17 protein-coding genes are annotated in these 18,998 nt (G+C 70.1%); 7 read left to right on the forward strand and 10 right to left on the reverse strand.

What is annotated here, in order from left to right; genetic code table 11:
- The 5 genes from EQG76_RS09090 to EQG76_RS09110 form a co-directional block, all read right to left on the reverse strand.
- A partial coding sequence (locus EQG76_RS09090; RefSeq protein WP_159712640.1) for a hypothetical protein occupies positions 1-1,095 on the reverse strand: 1,095 nt, incomplete at its 3' end.
- A 41-nt stretch (positions 1,096-1,136) separates the two neighbouring features.
- Positions 1,137-2,024, reverse strand: coding sequence for a peptidoglycan-binding protein (locus tag EQG76_RS09095; RefSeq protein ID WP_159712642.1), 888 nt, complete (start codon positions 2,022-2,024; stop codon positions 1,137-1,139).
- 147 nt (positions 2,025-2,171) lie between these two features.
- A complete protein-coding gene (locus EQG76_RS09100; protein ID WP_159712644.1) occupies positions 2,172-3,032 on the reverse strand; it encodes an SDR family NAD(P)-dependent oxidoreductase in 861 nt (286 codons plus the stop codon).
- Entirely contained in the window at positions 3,029-4,249 is a 1,221-nt protein-coding gene (locus EQG76_RS09105) for an aminotransferase class I/II-fold pyridoxal phosphate-dependent enzyme (RefSeq protein ID WP_159712646.1), read from the reverse strand. Before EQG76_RS09105 ends, EQG76_RS09100 begins: the two co-directional genes overlap by 4 nt.
- Positions 4,233-5,801: a Hint domain-containing protein gene (locus EQG76_RS09110; RefSeq protein WP_159712648.1), complete on the reverse strand. Its 1,569-nt coding sequence runs from the start codon at positions 5,799-5,801 to the stop codon at positions 4,233-4,235. The genes EQG76_RS09105 and EQG76_RS09110 overlap by 17 nt, the downstream gene beginning before the upstream one ends.
- A gap of 402 nt (positions 5,802-6,203) precedes the next feature.
- Between EQG76_RS09110 and EQG76_RS09115 the strand changes: the two genes are divergently transcribed.
- The 3 genes from EQG76_RS09115 to EQG76_RS09125 are packed head-to-tail and all read left to right on the forward strand — an operon-like array spanning position 6,204 to position 9,908.
- Positions 6,204-7,046 (forward strand): FAD binding domain-containing protein, encoded by an 843-nt coding sequence (locus tag EQG76_RS09115; protein WP_159712650.1) that lies wholly within the window; start codon positions 6,204-6,206, stop codon positions 7,044-7,046.
- A gap of 16 nt (positions 7,047-7,062) precedes the next feature.
- Positions 7,063-7,548 carry a (2Fe-2S)-binding protein gene (locus tag EQG76_RS09120; protein ID WP_159712652.1) on the forward strand — a complete coding sequence of 162 codons (486 nt, stop codon included), beginning with the start codon at positions 7,063-7,065 and terminating at the stop codon, positions 7,546-7,548.
- Positions 7,545-9,908, forward strand: coding sequence for a xanthine dehydrogenase family protein molybdopterin-binding subunit (locus EQG76_RS09125; protein ID WP_159712654.1), 2,364 nt, complete (start codon positions 7,545-7,547; stop codon positions 9,906-9,908). Before EQG76_RS09120 ends, EQG76_RS09125 begins: the two co-directional genes overlap by 4 nt.
- A gap of 82 nt (positions 9,909-9,990) precedes the next feature.
- On the opposite strand, the gene EQG76_RS09130 is transcribed toward EQG76_RS09125, so the two are convergent.
- The 5 genes from EQG76_RS09130 to EQG76_RS09150 form a co-directional block, all read right to left on the reverse strand.
- Positions 9,991-10,485 carry a hypothetical protein gene (locus EQG76_RS09130; RefSeq protein WP_159712656.1) on the reverse strand — a complete coding sequence of 165 codons (495 nt, stop codon included), beginning with the start codon at positions 10,483-10,485 and terminating at the stop codon, positions 9,991-9,993.
- Positions 10,486-10,596: 111 nt separating this feature from the next.
- Positions 10,597-11,523 carry an AEC family transporter gene (locus tag EQG76_RS09135; protein WP_159712658.1) on the reverse strand — a complete coding sequence of 309 codons (927 nt, stop codon included), beginning with the start codon at positions 11,521-11,523 and terminating at the stop codon, positions 10,597-10,599.
- Between the two features lie 3 nt (positions 11,524-11,526).
- The gene (locus EQG76_RS09140; RefSeq protein WP_159712660.1) at positions 11,527-11,940 is read right to left on the reverse strand and encodes a (deoxy)nucleoside triphosphate pyrophosphohydrolase; all 414 of its coding nucleotides are present in this window, start codon (positions 11,938-11,940) and stop codon (positions 11,527-11,529) included.
- A gap of 26 nt (positions 11,941-11,966) precedes the next feature.
- A complete protein-coding gene (gene argJ / locus EQG76_RS09145) occupies positions 11,967-13,187 on the reverse strand; it encodes a bifunctional glutamate N-acetyltransferase/amino-acid acetyltransferase ArgJ (protein ID WP_159712662.1) in 1,221 nt (406 codons plus the stop codon).
- A gap of 52 nt (positions 13,188-13,239) precedes the next feature.
- Entirely contained in the window at positions 13,240-14,163 is a 924-nt protein-coding gene (locus tag EQG76_RS09150) for a peptidylprolyl isomerase (RefSeq protein WP_159712664.1), read from the reverse strand.
- A 183-nt stretch (positions 14,164-14,346) separates the two neighbouring features.
- Between EQG76_RS09150 and secA the strand changes: the two genes are divergently transcribed.
- The 4 genes from secA to msrA form a co-directional block, all read left to right on the forward strand.
- Positions 14,347-17,058 (forward strand): preprotein translocase subunit SecA, encoded by a 2,712-nt coding sequence (gene secA / locus EQG76_RS09155; protein WP_159712666.1) that lies wholly within the window; start codon positions 14,347-14,349, stop codon positions 17,056-17,058.
- 90 nt (positions 17,059-17,148) lie between these two features.
- On the forward strand, positions 17,149-18,105 hold the full coding sequence (locus EQG76_RS09160; protein WP_159712668.1) for an AEC family transporter: 957 nt from the start codon (positions 17,149-17,151) through the stop codon (positions 18,103-18,105).
- A 141-nt stretch (positions 18,106-18,246) separates the two neighbouring features.
- Positions 18,247-18,447, forward strand: coding sequence for a hypothetical protein (locus EQG76_RS09165; RefSeq protein WP_159712670.1), 201 nt, complete (start codon positions 18,247-18,249; stop codon positions 18,445-18,447).
- A 40-nt stretch (positions 18,448-18,487) separates the two neighbouring features.
- Positions 18,488-18,998 (forward strand): peptide-methionine (S)-S-oxide reductase MsrA (gene msrA, locus EQG76_RS09170; RefSeq protein WP_159712672.1); only part of this gene is annotated, 511 nt, incomplete at its 3' end.

Below are 18,998 nucleotides of genomic sequence, written 5' to 3' on the forward strand. Positions count from 1 at the left end.
CACCACCTCGTCGGGCGGCACCGGGTCGAACAGGGCGGGCGCCAGGAAGGCGCGGCCAGCCACCGTCTCGCCCATGGCCAGAAGTGCATGGATGTCGGACAAGTTGCGCTCGCGCAGGGCCAGGTAGCGGGCAGGTCCAGCCGCTACCAGCAACTGGGCACGCGCGATCCAGTCCATGATCTGGAACAGGTTGTAGGGCGTGCCGACATAGAGGCTGAGCGGGTTCTCCGTGGCGAGGTTCTGCGCGTCGTCGATCTCGTAGGCGGCCAGCCGGAAGCGGATGCCGGCATCGATCCCGTCGATCAGGTCGAGCGGGAACTCCCGGGCGATCCGGTCGCCCTCTGGCACGATCCGCTTCAGCCGGAAGCTGGGCGGCAGCCGGTCGACCAGCGCGCTCAGGCCGAGAGAGGGGAACATGCCCATCAGGAACGCCGCCAGCAGCACCAGGGCCGCGGCCAGTTCCAGCCCGGTGCCGGCGGCGACGACGTGGCGGAACACGCCGGCGACCAGGCAGGTCAGCAGCAGATGGACCGAGACCCGCAGCCAGTCGAGCGGCGACAGGTCGAAGTTGGCGACCCGCAGGATCAGGTAGTTGATCGACCAGACATAGGCGCCGAGAAAGGCTGCCCCCACCACCAGTGCCGTCACGGTGCGGTACGCGGCGGCCTCCGGCGAGCCGGCGGCGGCATCGGACAGGCCCTGGAGCAGGATGCCCGAATCGACCGCAATGCTGCGGCCGATGCCCAGCAGGAGGTAGAAGCCGGCCAGGCACAGCAGCACGAAGCTGGCGCTGGATACGGCATAGGCCAGCCCCTCGCGCACGGCACGGTAGAGGTTCGCCCGAGCGTCCGGCCGGCCATCCGGGCCCAGCATCACGGTGGGTGCATAGCGAGCCCGCACCAGTGCCAGGAGCGGTACCTCGACCTGCTGGTGGTCGGGCATCGCCCGGCGTGCCGCGGCCTCCAGGTTGTCCAGGATGGCCAGGCGGCGCTGGCGCACGCTGCCCCGGCCGAAGAACACCGCCAGCGGCAGGAACAGGGCCAGCATGGCGATGATGCACCACTCGACCAGGGAGAAGCCGATCCAGACGGGCATGGCATGGATGTCCGGGGCGGGGGTTCCGGGCCACGGTCGGCTCAGATGGAAGCGAGCCTGTCGAGGAAGCGGCCGTCGATCCCGCCCGGGCCCAGGCCGTGGTCCTGGCGGAACCGGGCGACCGCGGCCAAAGTGCGCGGGCCGACTTGGCCGTCGGCGGCACCGAGCTCCGCATAGCCCTGCTGCTGCAGGGCGCGCTGGAGCCGGAGCACGGCCGGGACGTCCAGCAGCATCTCGGCGGGCGGGCCGGCCAGGACGCGGCGGACCTTGTCCAGCCAGGCCTGGCGGTCCTCCAGCCCGTGCAGCGTGGCATGGAGGTGGCGGGTGACCGCCTCGAACCGGCCGGCATCGGCCAGCTCGTTCAGCCCGCGCCATGTCCAGAACGCGGCGGCACAATGCAGCGCATGGTCGGGATGGCAGGCCAGGTCCGGCTGGGATTCCAAAGGCAGGCCGGTGAGCCGGCCGATCTCGCGATAGGTCTCGCGGCCGGTCAGCCGGACATAGCCGCGGCCGCGATAGCGGTAGCCGTCGCCGCTGGCCTCGTCGCCATTGCCCATCCGGCCGCCAAAGACCCGGTTGGCCAGTCGCTCCGGTGCTGCGGCACAGGCCTGCGCCTCCTCCAGCGTCCGGAAATGGCCAGGGAATACGGCCAGCAGCCGCCTGGCCTCGTAGTGGAGATTCTCCTCCAGCATGGCGAGCCCACCGGATTCATGGCCGAGCTGGGCCAGGAAGAACTCGCGGCGCCACGGGTGGGCGTCCAGGCCGTAGTAATCGGCCAGTGCCGGCCAGTGGCGGACGAAGGCCTGGCGGTGTTCTGCCCTGGCGCTGGGGAACAGCACATCGACCAGAGCGGGGCCGAGCGCGGCTGGAGCCGGCGGCACCATGCGAGAAGGGGCGTGCGGGCGGGGTGGCAGGGAAGCGATCGCCATGACGGTACCCCTGTTGCTGCGACATGGACGTCCGGCCTGCTGCGGGACGACGGCATCATGCAAAGGCAAGCAGACAACAGGCCTACCGAACGATGACTATTGCCGGGTGTCGGGAAGATGTGAAGAACAGGCCTGGAGGAACCGGCGTCAGAATAGTCCGTCATCCTGGGCCGGTTGGCAAGTGATTTGCGACATAGGCCCAGTGGGAGGCTGCCGGTGGCAGGCGCGGATCACCCGGTCGAACCAGAAGCGGTGCAGGAGCGGGCCCAGCAGGCTGTGCAGCCAGGCGAGCGTGGTCATCTCCCAGCCGGGAGCGATCACGAACCGGTTCCTGCGGATGCCGCGCAGGATCGCTCGGGCCACCGCATCGGCCGGCTGGACTCTTGCGCCAGTGGCGATCCGGCTGGTCGCGAGAGGCCGCAGGCGGCGCTCCGCGTGGAGCTGCGGCGTGTCGGTATCGGGCGGGAACACCACGGAGACCCCGATCCCCTCAGGCGCCAGCTCGCTGCGCAGCGCCTCGGCCAGGCCCCGCACCGCGAACTTGGTCGGGGCATAGGCGGCATAGCCGTAGAGGCCGAGCAGGCCGGCGCCGGAGGAGATCAGCACGATTCGCGGGGCGCGCGCCAGCCGCAGCGCCGGCAGGGCCGCGCGCACCAGATAGAGGCTGCCCAGATAGTTCACCGCCATGGTCCGGGTGAACGCGGCATCCTCCAGCTCGGCGAAGTGGCCGGGCACCACCATGCCCGCGGCGGCGATCAGCAGGGATGGCGGGCCCAGGGCTGCCACGGCATCCTGCACGGCACTGGCCAGTGCCGGCTGGTCGGCGACGTCGACCGAGCGGATCCGGACGGTCATGGCGCCGTCGGCTGCCAGGAGCTCGGCGGCTTCTGCCAGGCGGTCCCGGTCACGGGCAAGGAGCGAGAGGCGCCAGCCGCTGCCGGCCAGTTGCCGCGCGATGGCGAGGCCGATGCCGCTGGAGCCACCACTGATGATGGCGTGGCCGCTCATGCGGCACGGGGCCGGTGCAGCCGGCTCTGCCAGGCCCGCGCCAACTTTTCCACCGTACCGGCCAGTTGTGCTGGCTGGTGGTGGAGGGTCACGAAGAAGCGCAGCCGTGCGGCATCGGGGGGAACGGCCGGCGGCAGGACCGGCGGCACGTGCAGCCCGCTCGCCGCCAGCTCGCCAGCCAGCGCCATGCAGGCTTCCGAGTCGCCCACCACCAGCGAAGCGATCGGCGAGCCGGGATCGCCGGTGAGCGGCAGGCCGTGGGCATCGGCCAGGCGGCGGAACAGCAGGACCCGTTCGTGCAGTTCCGCTGCCCGCCCAGGCTCGCGTTCCAGCACACCCAGTGCCGCCAGGGCTGCCGCGGTTTCGGCGGGAGGCAGGCCGACGCTGAAGATGAAGCCGGGTGCCAGGTAGCGCAGATACTCGATCAGACCGGCATCGCCGGCCAGATAGCCGCCGCAGCTCGCCAGCGCCTTGCTGAGCGTACCCATGTGGATGTCGACGGCAGTGGCCGGCAGTCCCGCCTGCTCGATGATGCCCCGTCCGGTGGCACCCAACGTGCCCAGCGAGTGGGCCTCGTCCACCATCAGCAGCAGGTCGTGGCGCTGGCAGGCCTCTCTGGCTGCCGCCAAATCCAGCACGAGGCCGTCCATGCTGTAGAGGCCCTCGGCCACCAGCAGGCCGCGCCGATGACTGGGGCGGACCGGCCGCAGGGCCCGGTCGAGCGCCCCCCAATCCTGGCAGGGGTAGCAGAGCTGCGTGGCGCCGGATAGGCGGGCGCCGGTCAGGATGCTGTTATGGGCACCGGTGTCGTGCACTACGAGGTCGGGCGTGCCGAACAGATGGTCGATCACCGTGACGTTGGTGAGGTAGCCGCTGACCAGGACCAGGCAGTCGGCGGTGCCAAGAAAGGCGGCCAAGCACCGCTCGAGCTCGGCATGCAGGCCGATCTGCCCGGACACGATCCGGCTGGCCGAGACCGAGGTGCCGTAGCGGTCGATCGCGGCCTTGGCGGCGGCGCGCACGGCAGGGTGGGCCGAAAGGGCCAGATAGTCATAGCCGCTGAAGTCGATGGCGGGAGTGCCCGGGCGCTCGCGGAACAGCAGGTCGAGCATGCCTTGCCGGGCCGCGGAGGCCAGCCGCCGCCGCAACCGCCGGTAGCCGGCGAAGCGGTCGACGATGCTGGCCTCCTGGGGGGCCGGATTAGGCCAGCCCGGCACGGCGCCGGCGGACCAGATGGAGTCCTAGAACGGCGATGAGCAGGCCGCCGCCCAGTGCCGCCGCCCCGAGCGGCAGCGCGGCCGGCGAGCCGGTGCCCTCGCGCGCCGCATCGACCACGCCCCAGTCCTCGGCGATCGTGCGGGTCCATTCCGGCCCGATCAGCGTGTAGATGCCGCGCACGGGCGCGAACATCGCCTGGTAGATCCCGGCCTGGGCATGGGCCGAGACGTAGCCGTCCAGGAACCAGTCGCTATGGGCGGACGCGACCACGCCGTCCACCACGATGCTGCCCTGCATGGTCAGCGGGTTGAAGGCGCCGGTGGCGGCCTCGCGGGCCGCGGTAGCGACCGTGCCGATCCGCATCTGGCCGTCCTCGCTCAAGTACCAGACGCGGTCGCCTGCGTGCACCTCGTCGGCACCGACGATCAGCCGGCTGTCCCAGGCGGAGCCGTCCCTGGCGGTCGGGATGAAGTGGCGGGGCGAAAGCACCAGGCTGCGGCCGGAATCGAGTGTCAGGCGGACATAGGTCTGGGTGATGGTCGCGTCCTGGTGGGTCAGCAGATAGACGTCCTCGAAGCCCAGCGTGCCGTCGGCATGGACCACCTGGACCCGGTCGCCGACCCGGACGTCGGCCACCGGCTTGCGATCGCCGGATTCGGTGACGACCGTGGCGTCGCCCGGGAAGCAGCTGAGGCTCGGCTCGCAATAAGGCTCGCAGTCGCCGTCCTCGTCGCAGGACTGCGCGCAGATGGGTGTGCTGCCGCTGCAGCAGACATAGCCTGGAACACTGCCCTCGCAGAACGTGGAGCCGGCAGGGCAGTAGGAGAAGTCGAGCCTGGGTGATGTGCGCGGCTGCATCTCCCTATCGAGATCGTAGGCAGCGGCGCAGGTATCCAGGTCCAGGCGCGTGAGCCCGGTAGACCGGCCGAAGGCACGGTCGAGGGCGGCCAGCGTGCCGGCTTCCGTGTAGGTGGGCGAGCCGGCGCGCCGGTCCAGCGTCCGCAGGACATCGACCGCGCCCCTGCTGGGCGTGCCGGCTGCCAGGACCTTGCCGCACTTGTAGATGGAGCGGTCGATCTGCTCCAGGCTGCGTACATATTCGGTGCGCCCGCCGATCCGCATGTCGACCAGCCGCACGCAGACATCGAGGTCGCGCTTGGCCAGCCTGCCGCTGCTGGCCGCGTCGCTGAGCCTGGCATGGGCCGCTGCGACCGCCGCATCGAACCCGCCGGGCTTCAGCGCCACGCCCTTCAGGATGGCGTCGGCCGCCCTGTTCGGGAAGTTCCGTCCGAGGAAGGTCTGGCAGCGGTCGATCGACTTGCGGACCTCGTCGAGCCGCTTCAGCAGGACTGAGCGGACGTCCTCAGGCCGGTCGCTGACCTGTGCTGCGAGCGGTGCCAAGCCCATGGACCCGAGCATGGCATTCAGGTTGGGCGGCTCGGCAGCACCGGCCGGCGCAGCAACGGCCAGCCCGGCCGTCATGGCCAGGATGCCGGCCAGCGACCCCATCCTGCGCCGAAATCCCACAAAGCTGCCAAGCCGCGCGTCCATGATCGGGAACTCCCTGTCCTTCGGCGACATCTTGGGTCGCTCTTGACGATCACTTGCCGGAACGCGGCTCGCTTCCTCCGAGCTGCGCGCGATCACAGCGTCAACCGTCGGAGCGTGATGTGGAAACGGCGTCTCGTGCAAGAGCGGAAGTGTGGAATTCGGTGGAATTCGGCGGAAGCCGCCGTGGACAGGCGCGACGGGGCCGTGCCGGCCGGCGCCGGCGCGGCCATTGCATTTCTAGAATGGCTCGAAGAAGCTGCGCTGGCAGCGACCAGGGAGGTGGCGGCCGCCGGCCGGATACGGCGCGGTCGTCGCTGGAGGCACCAGAACAGAAAGCCATCCTGGCAAGGACATTGCTTACACCGGGGCTTGCATAGCGCTCGGCACGACGAGGAGGGGGCGATGGCGGGATCGGCGAACGGCGGCGGGCTCTACCTGGCGACTTCCCTGCCCGATGCGCTGGCGGCCCTGGCCGAGCGCGGTGCTGCTGGCGCACCCATGGCCGGCGCCACCTGGATCATGCGTCGGCCGGACGGGCGGGCCTATGTAGGGCTGTCCCGGATCGCGGCGCTGCGGCGGATCGCGGTCGAGCCCGACCAGGTCCGGATCGGCGCCTGCGCCACCCATGCCGAGCTGGCGGCAGCACTGGCCGACTTGCCGGAATGCCGGGTGCTGGCCGAAGCGGCCGGACGGTCGGCCAATCCCTCGGTGCGCGCCGTCGCGACCGTGGGCGGCAATCTCTGCGCCCATGACTTCGCTGCCGCCGACCTGGTGCCGGCCCTGCTCTGCCTGGACGCGGCGGTGGAGGTGACGGGGCCTGGTGGCACGGAGCGGCTGTCGCTCGCCGACTTCCTGGCGATGCGGGCGGGCCTCGAGCCCGGCCGGGTCCTGACGGAGCTGATCGTGCCGCGCCAGGCCGTGCGCTCGGCGCATACCCGGCTGCCGCTGCGCGTGGCCGGCGATTATCCGGTGGCGATGGTGAGCCTCGCGGCCACGGTCGATGGCGGCGGGCGGGTGGAGGCCGTGCGGCTGGCGGTGGGTTCGGTGGAACCGGTGGCGCGGCGCTGGCCCGAGCTGGAGGAGCGGCTGCAGGGCCAAGCACTCGATCCGGACAGTGTGGCACAGGCGGCAAAGGGCTTGCTGGACGGGTTCCAGGCGCGCGACGGCGTCGAGGTGCCGGGATCCTATCGGGTGCGGGTGCTGCCGGCGCTGGTGCGGCGCGCAGTCGCCGCTGCCCTGGCCTGAGCGGAGGGGAGGAGCCATGGCGATGCAGATCACGGTCAATGGCGAGGCGCGGACGATCGCCGCGGCGCCGATGACGCCGCTGGTCGAGGTGCTGCGCGAGGAGTTGTTCCTGACCGGGGCCAAGCAGGCCTGCAGCGAAGGGTTCTGCGGGGCCTGCACCGTGCTCGTGGACGACCAACCGGTGGCGGCCTGCCTCCTTCCCGTGGGCCTGGTGGAGGGACGGGCGGTGCGCACCGTGGAATCGCTGGGGACGGCGGGGGACGGCCTGTCGCCCTTGCAGGCGGCCATGCTGGAGCACGATGCCGTCCAGTGCGGCATGTGCTTTCCCGGCATACTGATGGCGCTGACCGGGCTTTTGGAGCGCCGGCCCAATGCATCGGAGGCCGAAATCCGCTCGGCGCTCGCCGGCAATATCTGCCGCTGCACCGGCTATGAGCGGATCATCGAGGCGGCACTGGCAGCCAGTGCGGCACTGCGCCAGCCGGAAGGAGCCACCCCATGAACGCGCCCATGATCGGCCTGGACCTGCCCCGGCGCGATGCCGCGGACAAGCTGCGCGGCCAGACCCGCTATACGGTGGACCGGGCGCGCCCGGGCATGCTCCATGCTGCCCTGCGCCGCGCGGAGGTGCCGGCGGCACGGATCGTCCGGGTCGACCTCGAGCCGGCACGGCGGATGCCCGGCGTGCGCGCGGTGGTGGGAAGTGCGGATGCACCCGGCCGCTCCGGCATGGTGGCGGCCGACCAGACGCTGTTCGCCACGGGCGAGGTGCGCTTTGTCGGCGAGCCGATCGCCGCGGTGGCCGCGGACACGGCCGAGCAGGCGCGCGCTGCCGCGGCCGCGATCGTGGTGGAGCTGGAGCCACTGCCGCCGGTGCTGACCATGGCCGAGGCGCTCGCCCCCGATGCGCCTCTCGTCCATTCGGGCTGGCGCGACTACCCGCAGTTCGTGCCGGGCGGCCAGCGCGCCGGCAACGTCGCCTGGGAGGCGACCGTGGTGCGCGACGACGTGGCAGCCGCGTTCGCCCGGCCGGACGTCACCGTGGTGGAGAGCACGTTCCGGGTGGGCCGCCAGAACCAGGCCTCGCTGGAGCCGCGCGCCTGCATCGCGACCTTCGAGGACGGCCGCGTCCTGATCGAGACCTCGACTCAGGCGCCCTGGACCGTGCGCGACACCACCGCCAGCCTGCTGGGCATGCGCCCGGCAGACGTGCGGGTCGTGGTGCCGGCCGTGGGCGGCGGGTTCGGTCTGAAGTTCGCGTTCGGGCTGGAGCCGTTCGCGGCATTGCTGGCGCGCTCATCAGGCCGGCCGGTCCGGCTCGCGAACAGCCGGCGCGACGAGATGCTGACCGCACTCTGCCGGGAGAATGCCGAGATCCGGATCCGCTCGGCGGTCACCGCATCTGGCGAGATCGTGGGGCGCGAGGCGGTGGTGCTGATGGATTGCGGCGCCTATGGCGGTGAGCAGCCCTTCCTGGCCAGCATGACCGCGCACACGCTGGGCGGGAGCTACCGGCTGGGCTCGGTGCGTCTGGTGAGTCGGGCGATCTACACCAACACCCCGCCGACCGGGGCATTTCGCGCCTGCAACGGCACCTACAATGTCTTTGCGCTGGAACGGCATACCGACGAGATCTGCCAGGCGATCGGCATGGACCCGGTCGAGTTCCGCAAGCGCAACGTGATCGGCGATGGGTCGATCGGTGCCACCGGCCAAGTGTTCGAGGGCAACGTGCTGGGCCCGATGCTGGACCGCATGACGGCACTGCGGGCGAAAGCGCCGGAACGGCCGGCGGCGAGCGACGGGCGGCTGTTCGGCCGCGCCACCGTGATCGGCACCTGGTTCATCCTCGTGGGCCCGTCGGCCGCCACCGTGAACCTCAACCCGGACGGCACCGCCACGGTGGTGACCTCGGGCGTGGAGATCGGCTCAGGGGCGATGGTCCAGGCCCTGCCGCAGATCGTGGCCCATTCGCTGGGCCTGCGCCCGGAGGACGTGGTGGTGCGCCAGGCCGACACCGATGCCGCGGGCTATGACGTGGGCGTAGGCGGGGGACGGACCACCGTGTCGCTCGGGGCGGCCAGCGTCGCCGCCTGCCAGGAGGTGCGCACGAAGCTCCTCCAGATCGCCTCCGACATGCTGGAGGCGGCTCCGGACGACCTCGTGCTGGAGGCGGGCCATGTCCAGGTGGTGGGCGCACCGCAGGTCAGGGTCTCGATCGCGGCGGTGGCCCAGCGTGCTCAAGGTGTGACCGGGCCGATCTCGGGCAGCGGCGCGTTCACCGCACCGGGCACGGCGTCGCGGCCGGGCTGTACGGCTGGCCATCTGGTCGACGCGCTCGACCTGCCGGTGTTCGCGGTGCACGAGTGCGAGGTGGCGGTCGATCCGGAAACGGGCCAGGTGGAGGTCCTGGCCTACCGGGTCGTCCAGGATGTCGGCCGGGCGATCAACCCGCGCGCCATCGGTGGCCAGATCCAGGGCGGGGTGGTGCAGGGCCTGGGCTATGCGCTGCACGAGGAGGTGACGATCGGCCCGGATGGCAAGGTGCGCCAACAGGGCTTCGAGACCTACCGGGTGCCGCTGGCCCAGGACGTGGTCCCGGTCGAGATCGACCTCTACGAGGGCGCGCCCTCGATCGGCCCGATGGGCATCAAGGGTGCCGGCGAGGTGCCGATCCTGAACGTCGCGGCCGCGGTGGCCTGCGCGGTTGTCAACGCCACCGGCCGCCCGGTCCGCGAGATCCCGCTGACCCCGCCGCGCGTGCTGGAGCTGCTGGACGGTGCGGCCGACGAGCTGCGCCTGCCGCATATCAAGGCGCGGTGGGAGGACAATGTGCTGCCCCCGGCTGCTGCGGCAGGATAGGCGAGCTTCGTGCGGCAGCGCGGAGCCGGGCCAGGGTGATCCGGCTCCGCCAGCCCATGCGCCACCGGGCGAACGGGGTCGGTTACTGGCTCGGCACCGTCAGCTGGAACGAGCCTTCCAGCAGGTTCGCCTGCTCCCAGGGCTCGTCCACGCCCTTGAAGGAGCCGGTCCCCGTCGCGTTGGCGTACTGGCCAGTGCCCGAGAGCAGGGTGTAGGCGCCGGTCAGCCCCTGGTCGTTCCATTCCCCGGTATAGCTGAAGGTCAGCGAGTCGCCATTTTCGAAGGTGTAGGTGCTGTAGCCCTTGAAGTTGCCGCCGGTGGCGGTGTCGTCGCTGATGTCGACGAAGCGCTTGTGGGCGATGCGGCCATCCTCGAACACGGCGACACCCATATATTCGCCCACGGTCGCGGTGTGCCCGCCGATCTCGGGCATGGTCGCCGGCTTGCCGGCCGGCTGGACCACCAGCTTGTACCGGAGCGTCTGCTCGTCGCTTGAGGCGGGCGCTGCATGGGCGCCAACGAAGCCGGCGGAGACGGCAAGGAGGAGGGTGGAGCGGCAGGCAACGGTCGTGGCCATGGCAGAACCTCCCTGATGGGTTGATGCGCCTCCCATTGTACGCTTTGAAGGGGAATTGATCCCGGACTTTCAGCGGCTGCCCGCTGCCGGCAAACCGACGATGGGGCGCCGCTACAGCAGCACGAGCAGCCCGGTAAGCGTGGCGATGGCGAGCAGGTGGCTGGCGAACACCACGAGCGCGATCGGGCGCTCCAGGACCTGGTAGCGCTGGGCCAGCACGAACACGCTGGCCGCGGTCGGCAGGGCAGCGGTGATCAGGGTCGGCTCGACCAGGTCGTCGGGCAGGGGCATGAGCGTCAGGGTGAACATCATCAGGGCGGGCAGGCCCACCAGCTTGGCGATGACGATCTTGGCGGCGAGGCCGAGGTCGCGGCTGGCGCCGAAGCCGCCGGTCAGCGTGGCGCCGAGCGCGAACAGGGCGCCGGGGCCGGAGGCGGGGCCCAGGAGGGCCAGGAAGCCCAGGATCGGGGATGGCAGCTCCAGTTCCAGGTAGGCCACCACGAAGCCGGCGATCACCGCGACGATCAGCGGATTGGTGAAGATCCCGCGCAGGATGCCGAGCACGCCCAGGCGCCGGCCGCGCGTGCCGCCGCCGGATTCGATCACCGCCACGGTCAGGGTCTGCAGGACGATGTTGTCGAGCGCCGTCGCAATCACCGCCGGCATGGACTGCTCGGGCGCATAGGCCGCGAGCAGCAGCGGCACGCCCATATAGCCGACATTGCCCCAGCTCGACGCGAGTGCGGCGAGCGCGCTCTCGGCGCGCGAGCGGCGCAGCACCAGACGGACCAGGGCGAACACCAGGCCATAGAGGACCAGGCCGCTGCCCTCGTAGACGAGGTAGAAGGTCGGGTCGGAGAGCCGGGCGAACGGGGTCTCGGCAACCCGCCAGAACAGGAGGGCCGGCAGGGCGAACCAGTAGACGAAGGCGTTGAGCCCGCGGATACCGTAATCGTCCAGGATGCGCAGCCGCCGCGCCAGGAACCCGCACATCAGCACGGCGAAGAAGGGCAACGCCACCCCGACGACCATCTCCATGGGTCAGAGCAGGTCGCAGAGCGGGGCGATCAGGGGCAGGTCGGCAGGGGGCATGGCCAGCTCGTGCAGGCGCTGCGGCCGGACCCAGCGCAGCGCCTGATGCTCCCGGCCCACCGGCTCGTTGTGCCAGCGGCGGCAGACATAGAGCGGCATCAGCAGGTGGAAGCCCTCGTAGGCGTGCGAGGCGAAGGTGAGGGGTGCCAAGCAGCTCGCATGGGTGGAGACGCCCAGCTCCTCCTCCAGCTCGCGGATCAAGGCGGCTTCCGGACTCTCGCCCGGCTGGACCTTGCCGCCCGGGAACTCCCACAGGCCGGCCATGGACTTGCCTTCGGGGCGCTGGGCCACCAGCACGCGCCCGTCGGGATCGACGAGCGCGCAGGCGACCACGAGGACGATCGGTTTGTCAGGGGAGGGCAAGGGATCTGCAGACGCGGGCTGGACGGTCAGGAACGGTAGCTGCCGTTGATGTCGATGTAGCCGTGGGTAAGGTCACAGGTCCACACCCTGGCCCGGCCGGGCCCGCTGCCCACGCGGATGTCGATGCGCACGTCCCGGCCCTTCAGGTGCTGGGCCACCGGGGTCTCGTCCAGGTCGGCGACGGCACCGCCGTCCCTGGCGACCGCGACGCCGCCGAACGCGATGGTCAGGGCATCCAGCTCGATCGGCAGGCCGACCTTGCCCAGCGCCATGGCGACCCGGCCCCAGTTGGCGTCCTCACCGGCCACCGCGGTCTTGACCAGGGGCGAATCGGCGACCGCCATGGCCAGCCGGCGCGCCGAACGGTCGTCGGCAGCGCCTTCGACCGTGACGGTGATCAGCTTCTGCGCGCCCTCGCCGTCCTTGGCGACCTGGATCGCCAAATCGGTGCAGAGTTCGGTGAGTGCGTCGGCGAACGGGCCATAGTCGGCCTCGATCGGCGGGTTGCCGGCCTTGCCGGTGGCAAAGCACAGGAGCGTGTCGGAGGTGGAGGTGTCGCTGTCGACGGTCACGCAGTTGAACGATCGGTCGGCGGCCGCCTGGAGCATGGTCTGCAGTGCCGCCGGGGCCACCGCCGCGTCGGTGAACACGAACGCCAGCATGGTCGCCATGTTGGGCGCGATCATGCCGGAACCCTTGCAGATGCCGGCCAGCGTCACGGTGCGGCCGGCGATCTCGACGCTGCGCACCGCAGCCTTGGGGAAAGTGTCGGTGGTGACGATGGTACGGGCGGCATCCGCCATGGCGGCGGGATCCAGCCGCTGGGCCAGCTCCGGCAGGTGGCGGGCGATCAGCTCCGCGTCGAGCTTCATGCCGATCACGCCGGTGGACGCGACGAACACCTCCTCGGGGGCACAGCCCAGTGCTGCCGCGGCCGCCTCCGCCTCGATACGCACTGCCCGGTCACCCTCGGCACCGCGGAACACGTTAGCGTTACCGGCATTGACCACGAGTGCCCGAGCACGGCCACCCGGCAGGATCTGGCGGCACCAGGTGACCGGGTGGCCGCACACGACGTTCCGGGTGAACACGCCGGCCACGGCAGTGCCGGGGTCGAAGGCCGCGAGCAGCAGGTCCTTGCGGTTCTGGTAGCGCATCCCGGTCTCGGCGCTGGCGAAGCGCACGCCGGCGATCGGCGGAAGGTCCGGCAGGCGTTCGGGTGCCAGCGGCGAGACGGGAAGGCTCATTCGACGGTTCTCGGTGGACGGTTCGATGGAAGGCGTTGCCTAGCCGGAAGTCTTACTCGGCCGGCGCCGCGGCACCACCCTCCACAGGCGCCGCCTCGCCCGCCGGTGCGGGAGCCGAGCCGTCCGGGTTGAACTTCTCGATCGTCACACCCTCGCGCGCATCGGCCACGGTCTCTTCGATGGCCTTGCGCGCGTTCTCCTGGAACAGCTCCTCGCGCATCTCCTCCAGGCTCGGCTCGCGGGTCCGCTTCTCCTCCAGCAGGATCACGTGGTAGCCGAACTGCGACTGGACCGGCTCCTTGGAATAGCTGCCGGGCTCCATGGCGAACGCGGCGGCGCTGAACTCCGGGACCATCTTGTCGCGGGTGAACCAGCCGAGCTCGCCGCCCTGCTGGGCGCTGCCCGGGTCCTTGGACATGCTCTTCGCGACCTCGGCAAACGCCTCGCCCTTGTCGAGCCGGGCGATGATCTCCTTGGCCGCCTCCGGCGTCTCTACCAGGATGTGCGCGGCGCGCACCTCCTCCAGCGCGAAGCCGTCCTCGCCCTTGGCCGCGTCGAAGGCCGCCTGGAGCTGCTCGGGCGCGGTCGCGGCGTCGACCGCACGGCGCAGCAGCTCGTCGCGCAGGATGCCCTGCTGCGCTTCCTGGACCTTGGCCTGCACGGCGGGCTCGGCGGCGATGCCGTCGGCCTCTGCCTTCTCGGCGAGCAGGCGGGTGTCGATGACCCGGTTCAGCAGCGGGTCGAACACCATCTCGAGCGGCATGCTGCGATACTGCTCGGGCAGGCTCTCCTGGAAGCGCTGGACATCCGAACGGCGGATCTCCTCACCGTTCACGCGGGCGACCACCGGGTCCCCGGCAGGCGTGGCCGGGGCGGCCTGGCCCTGGGCCTCGGCCGGGGCGGGCGCCGATTCCTGGGCATGGACGAGCGCGCTCGTCGCCAGGAGGAAGGAAACGCCGAATACCGCTAGACGCACCGATGGTGCTCCTCTTCATGTCGTTGGCCGGAACATGGCCTGAGCGGAATGGACTGGTGCCATCACAGGCAGGCTTGCACAAGCAGGGTCGCGTTGACACCTTTGGGATGACGGCGTAGCTCACCGACCCTGGTCGGGCGCAGGCTGCGCCTGGTCCACTCTTTGGCGGGATTTCCCAGCGGCATGTTCGGCGCCATCGCGAGGCGGCTCTTCGGGTCGCACAACGACCGTGTCATCAAGAGCCTGAAGAAGAACGTCGACGCCATCAATGCGCTGGAGCCGCAGATGGTGGCCCTCACCGACGAGCAACTTCGGGCGAAGACCGACGAATTCAAGGGCCGGCTGGCCGGCGGCGAGACGCTGGACGACCTCTTGGTCGAGGCGTTTGCCACCGTGCGCGAGGCGGCCAAGCGTACGCTCGGCCAGCGCCACTACGACGTGCAGTTGATCGGCGGCATGGTGCTGCACCAGGGCAAGATCGCCGAGATGCGCACCGGCGAGGGCAAGACCCTGGTCTCGACGCTTGCGGCCTATCTGAACGCGCTGACCGGCAAGGGCGTCCACGTCGTCACGGTGAACGACTACCTGGCCCGCCGCGACGCCGGCTGGATGGGCAAGGTCCACCGCTTCCTCGGCCTCACGGTCGGCGTGGTCGTGCCGCAGACGCCCGAGCAGGAACGGCGCGACGCCTATCGCTGCGATATCACCTACGGGACGAACAACGAGCTGGGCTTCGACTACCTGCGCGACAACATGAAGCACAGCGTCGACTCGATGGTCCAGCGCGGGCACGGCTTCGCGATCGTGGACGAGGTCGACAGCATCCTGGTCGACGAGGCGCGCACGCCGCTCATCATCAGCGGGCCCGCCGAGGATAGTTCCGAGCTCTACCGCGCGGTCGACGCGGTCATGCCGCTCCTGGTCGAGGGCGACTGGGAGAAGGACGAGAAGCAGCGCTCGGTCTCGCTCACCGAGCAGGGCCAGGAGCATATCCAGGAGCTCCTGGAAAAGGCCGGCCTGCTCAAGGCGCCGGATCTCTACGACATCGAGAATGTCAGCTTGGTCCACCACGTGAACCAGGCGCTGCGGGCGCATCACCTGTTCACGCGCGACGTCGAATATGTCGTCAAGAACGGCAAGATCGTCATCGTCGACGAGTTCACCGGGCGCATGATGGAAGGGCGCCGCTATTCGGAAGGGCTGCACCAGGCGATCGAGGCCAAGGAGAAGGTCGCGATCCAGCCGGAGAACCAGACCCTCGCGTCGATCACCTTCCAGAACTATTTCCGGCTCTACGAGAAGCTGTCCGGCATGACCGGCACGGCTGCCACCGAGGCCGCCGAGTTCGCCGAGATCTACAAGCTCGAGGTGGTCGAGATCCCGACGCATCGCAAGATGGTGCGCAAGGACGAGGACGACGAGGTCTACCGCTCGGCCCGCGAGAAGTACGAGGCGATCGTCCAGGAGATTGAGGAGGCCCACAAGAAGGGCCAGCCGATCCTGGTCGGCACGGTCTCGATCGAGAAGTCGGAGATGCTCTCCGACGAGCTGAAGAAGAAGAAGGTCCCGCACCAGGTCCTGAACGCCCGCTACCACGAGCAGGAAGCCTATATCGTCGCCCAGGCGGGGCGGCTGGGTGCCGTGACCATCGCCACCAACATGGCCGGGCGCGGCACCGACATCCAGCTCGGCGGCAATGCCGAGATGCGCATCCAGCACGAGCTGGGCGAGACCCCCGATCCGGACGGTGCGGCGCGGATCCGGGCCGAGGTCGAGGCCGAGCAGGTGCGGGTCAAGGAGGCGGGCGGGCTCTACGTGCTGGGCACGGAGCGCCACGAGAGCCGGCGGATCGACAACCAGCTGCGCGGCCGCTCCGGCCGGCAGGGTGACCCCGGCCGCTCCAAGTTCTTCCTGTCGCTCGACGACGACCTGATGCGGATCTTCGGCTCCGAGCGCATAGACGGGATGCTGCAGAAGCTGGGCCTGAAGGAAGGCGAGGCGATCGTCCATCCCTGGATCAACAAGGCGCTGGAAAAGGCGCAGCAGAAGGTCGAGGCGCGCAACTTCGAGATCCGCAAGCAGCTCTTGAAGTTCGACGACGTCATGAACGACCAGCGCAAGGTCATCTACGAGCAGCGGCTCGAGCTGATGCAGGCCGAGGACGTCGCGGACACGATCACCGACATGCGCGCGCAGACGATCGACGAGATCGTGCGCAAGCACATCCCCGAGAAGGCCTATCCGGAGCAGTGGGACACCGACGGCCTCACCGCCGACGTGCGCCGCTACCTGGCCCTCGACCTGCCGGTGGCCGACTGGGCCAAGGAGGAGGGGATCGCCGAAGAGGAGATCGTCCGGCGCCTGAGCGAGGCCGCCGATGCCCATTATGCCGCCAAGGTCGAGCGCTATGGCCCCGAGGTGATGCGGCAGGCCGAGAAGAGCCTGCTGCTCCAGGTGCTGGACCATGTCTGGAAGGACCACCTGCTCCACCTGGACCATCTGCGCCAGGGCATCTACCTGCGCGGCTATGGCCAGAAGGACCCGCTGAACGAGTACAAGCGGGAAGCGTTCGACCTGTTCGACAGCCTGCTGGTCGAGCTGCGCCAGATGGTGACCCAGGTCATGATGCAGCTCGAGGTGCGCATCGAGCCGCCGCCGCCCACCCAGTTCGCGGGTGCCGAGCCGGATGCCCCGCGCGGCAGGCCCGGCGGCGTGTCCGCCCTGGCGCGGAATACGGCCATGGCGATGGCCGGTGCCAGTGCCGAGGCGGGGGCGGCCGCGAGCATGGCGCTCGACCCGGACGATCCGTCCACCTGGGGTCGGGTATCCCGCAACGCGCCCTGTCCCTGCGGCTCGGGCAAGAAGTACAAGGCCTGCCACGGCAGCCTCGTCTGATGGGGCGATCAGCAGGGCCGCCATGCGCCGGCCCCGCTTGCCGGGCCCACCGGCGCTGGCCTAGCTGGCCGCCCAGCCAGACGGTGCCCCTTGTCCCAGATCCTCATCGACCACCTCGTGCCGGTTTATGCGCTCGTCCTGCTCGGGCGCGTCCTTGCCGGGATCCGGCTGGTGCAGGACCAGCAGGTCCAGGGCATCTCGCGCTTCGTGTTCGACGTGGCCCTGCCGATCATGCTGGCCCGGCAGATGCTCACCGTGGAGCTGCCCGCGCAGATCGAGTGGCGGCTGGTCCTGGTCTATTTCGGCTGCGCGTTCGCGGTGTTCGGCCTGTCCGCCTGGTTCGGCTGGCGCTTCTTTGCGGCACGCGCCGCCAAGCCCGCGATCTTCGGCATCACCGCCTGCTTCGGCAACGTGCTGGTGCTGTCGGTGCCAATCACCATCGGCGTGTTTGGCGACCAGGGAGCGGTGCCGCTGTTCCTGCTGATCGCGTTCCACAGCGCCACGCTGTTCACCCTCACCACGGTGGCGGCCGAACTCGGCATCGGTGCTGCCGGTGAACTGCGCAAGCTGCCGCGATCGGTTGCCCTCAGCCTGATCACCAACCCGATCCTGGTGGGCTTGGCCGCCGGGCTGCTGCTGCGCCTCTCGCCAGTACCCGTGCCGGCCGCCGTGGACCGCACTGCCGCCTTTCTCGGCCAGGCGGCGATGCCAATGGCGCTGTTCGCGCTGGGCGCCAACCTCACCCGCTTCCGCCTGGGGGCCCTGTGGCGGGAGGCTCTGGTGCTGTGTCTGTTCAAGAACCTCCTGTTCCCGCTCCTGGTGTTCGCCATGACCACCTGGGTGGTCCCGCTCGACCCGGTGACGCGGGCGGTGGCGATCGTCACCGCGGTGATGCCGGCCGGGATCAACGCCTACCTGTTCTCCGTGCGCTACGACACGGCCGTGGGCGAGGCCGGCGCTACCATCGTGGTCTCGACCATCGTCACCTTTCCCATCCTGGTCTGGCTGCTGCCGGTGCTCCGTGATGGGCTGGTCGCCGCCACATGACGTATTTGCAATGCGCAGCCCTATTTGCGCCGCCTGTGGCTCTGGATACTGTGTCTGACAAGACGCAGTGTACACATTTCCCGCAGCGATGCCGGCCGACGGATACTAGTCGGGCATGGCAATTCAGGGGAGGCCGGAAGGGTGCTGGCACGCAGGCCTGAGGCGCAAGTGGAGCCCGAGACGGCGGCGCTGTCCGGAAGCGGTCTTTATTCACCCTGGGATGCGCGGGTGGAGCGGCTCGAGCGGCGGGTCAGCTTCTGGGCGCTGCGGCCGCCGATCCAGCGCCGTCGCATCGGGCTGCTCGGCCGGATCGAGCACATGACCCCGGCAGGTAACGCCTGAGGATCCACACCGATCGGGCTGTAGCCGGATCGGGGCAGCCATGTTCAGCTTCTCGTTCCTGCGCAGGAAGCGGCCCGCCAGTACCGACTGGGTGCCGGGTCGAGCGGAGCCGGTGGAACTGCCGGGGCTCCACCATGTGAGCGGCCGCCCCCTGGCGCCGCCCTGGCCGGAGGGCTGCCGTTCCCTGCTGGTCGGCATGGGCTGCTTCTGGGGTGCGGAGCGGCTGTTCTGGCAGGTCCCGGGCATCTGGGTGACCGCGGTGGGCTATGCCGGCGGTACCACGCCGAACCCGACCTACTGGGAAGTGTGCAGCGAAGGCACCGGCCATGCCGAAACGGTCCAGGTCGTTTACGATCCGCGCGAGGTGACGCTCGCCGAACTGCTGCGCCGGTTCTTTGAGGGGCACGACCCGACCCAGGGCATGCGCCAGGGCAACGATGTCGGCAGCCAGTACCGTTCCTGCATCTTTCTGGATGACCCGGACGGGCAGGCGCTGGCAGGGCGGACGCTGGCGCCTACCAGGCGCGGCTGGCGGCACGCGTGCTGGGGCC

This window comes from Geminicoccus flavidas (assembly GCF_009806515.1).
GTDB lineage: Bacteria > Pseudomonadota > Alphaproteobacteria > Geminicoccales > Geminicoccaceae > Geminicoccus > Geminicoccus flavidus.

Bases quoted from the DNA above. Each gene is read 5' to 3' on its own strand.
- argJ (WP_159712662.1), bottom strand. From the start codon at position 13,187: ATGAGCCTTCCCGTCTCGCCGCTGGCACCCGAACGCCTGCCGGACCTT.
- EQG76_RS09130 (WP_159712656.1), bottom strand. From the start codon at position 10,485: ATGGCCACGACCGTTGCCTGCCGCTCCACCCTCCTCCTTGCCGTCTCC.
- EQG76_RS09100 (WP_159712644.1), bottom strand. From the start codon at position 3,032: ATGAGCGGCCACGCCATCATCAGTGGTGGCTCCAGCGGCATCGGCCTC.
- EQG76_RS09125 (WP_159712654.1), top strand. From the start codon at position 7,545: ATGAACGCGCCCATGATCGGCCTGGACCTGCCCCGGCGCGATGCCGCG.
- EQG76_RS09135 (WP_159712658.1), bottom strand. From the start codon at position 11,523: ATGGAGATGGTCGTCGGGGTGGCGTTGCCCTTCTTCGCCGTGCTGATG.
- secA (WP_159712666.1), top strand. From the start codon at position 14,347: ATGTTCGGCGCCATCGCGAGGCGGCTCTTCGGGTCGCACAACGACCGT.
- EQG76_RS09110 (WP_159712648.1), bottom strand. From the start codon at position 5,801: ATGGACGCGCGGCTTGGCAGCTTTGTGGGATTTCGGCGCAGGATGGGG.
- EQG76_RS09120 (WP_159712652.1), top strand. From the start codon at position 7,063: ATGGCGATGCAGATCACGGTCAATGGCGAGGCGCGGACGATCGCCGCG.
- EQG76_RS09115 (WP_159712650.1), top strand. From the start codon at position 6,204: ATGGCGGGATCGGCGAACGGCGGCGGGCTCTACCTGGCGACTTCCCTG.
- EQG76_RS09095 (WP_159712642.1), bottom strand. From the start codon at position 2,024: ATGGCGATCGCTTCCCTGCCACCCCGCCCGCACGCCCCTTCTCGCATG.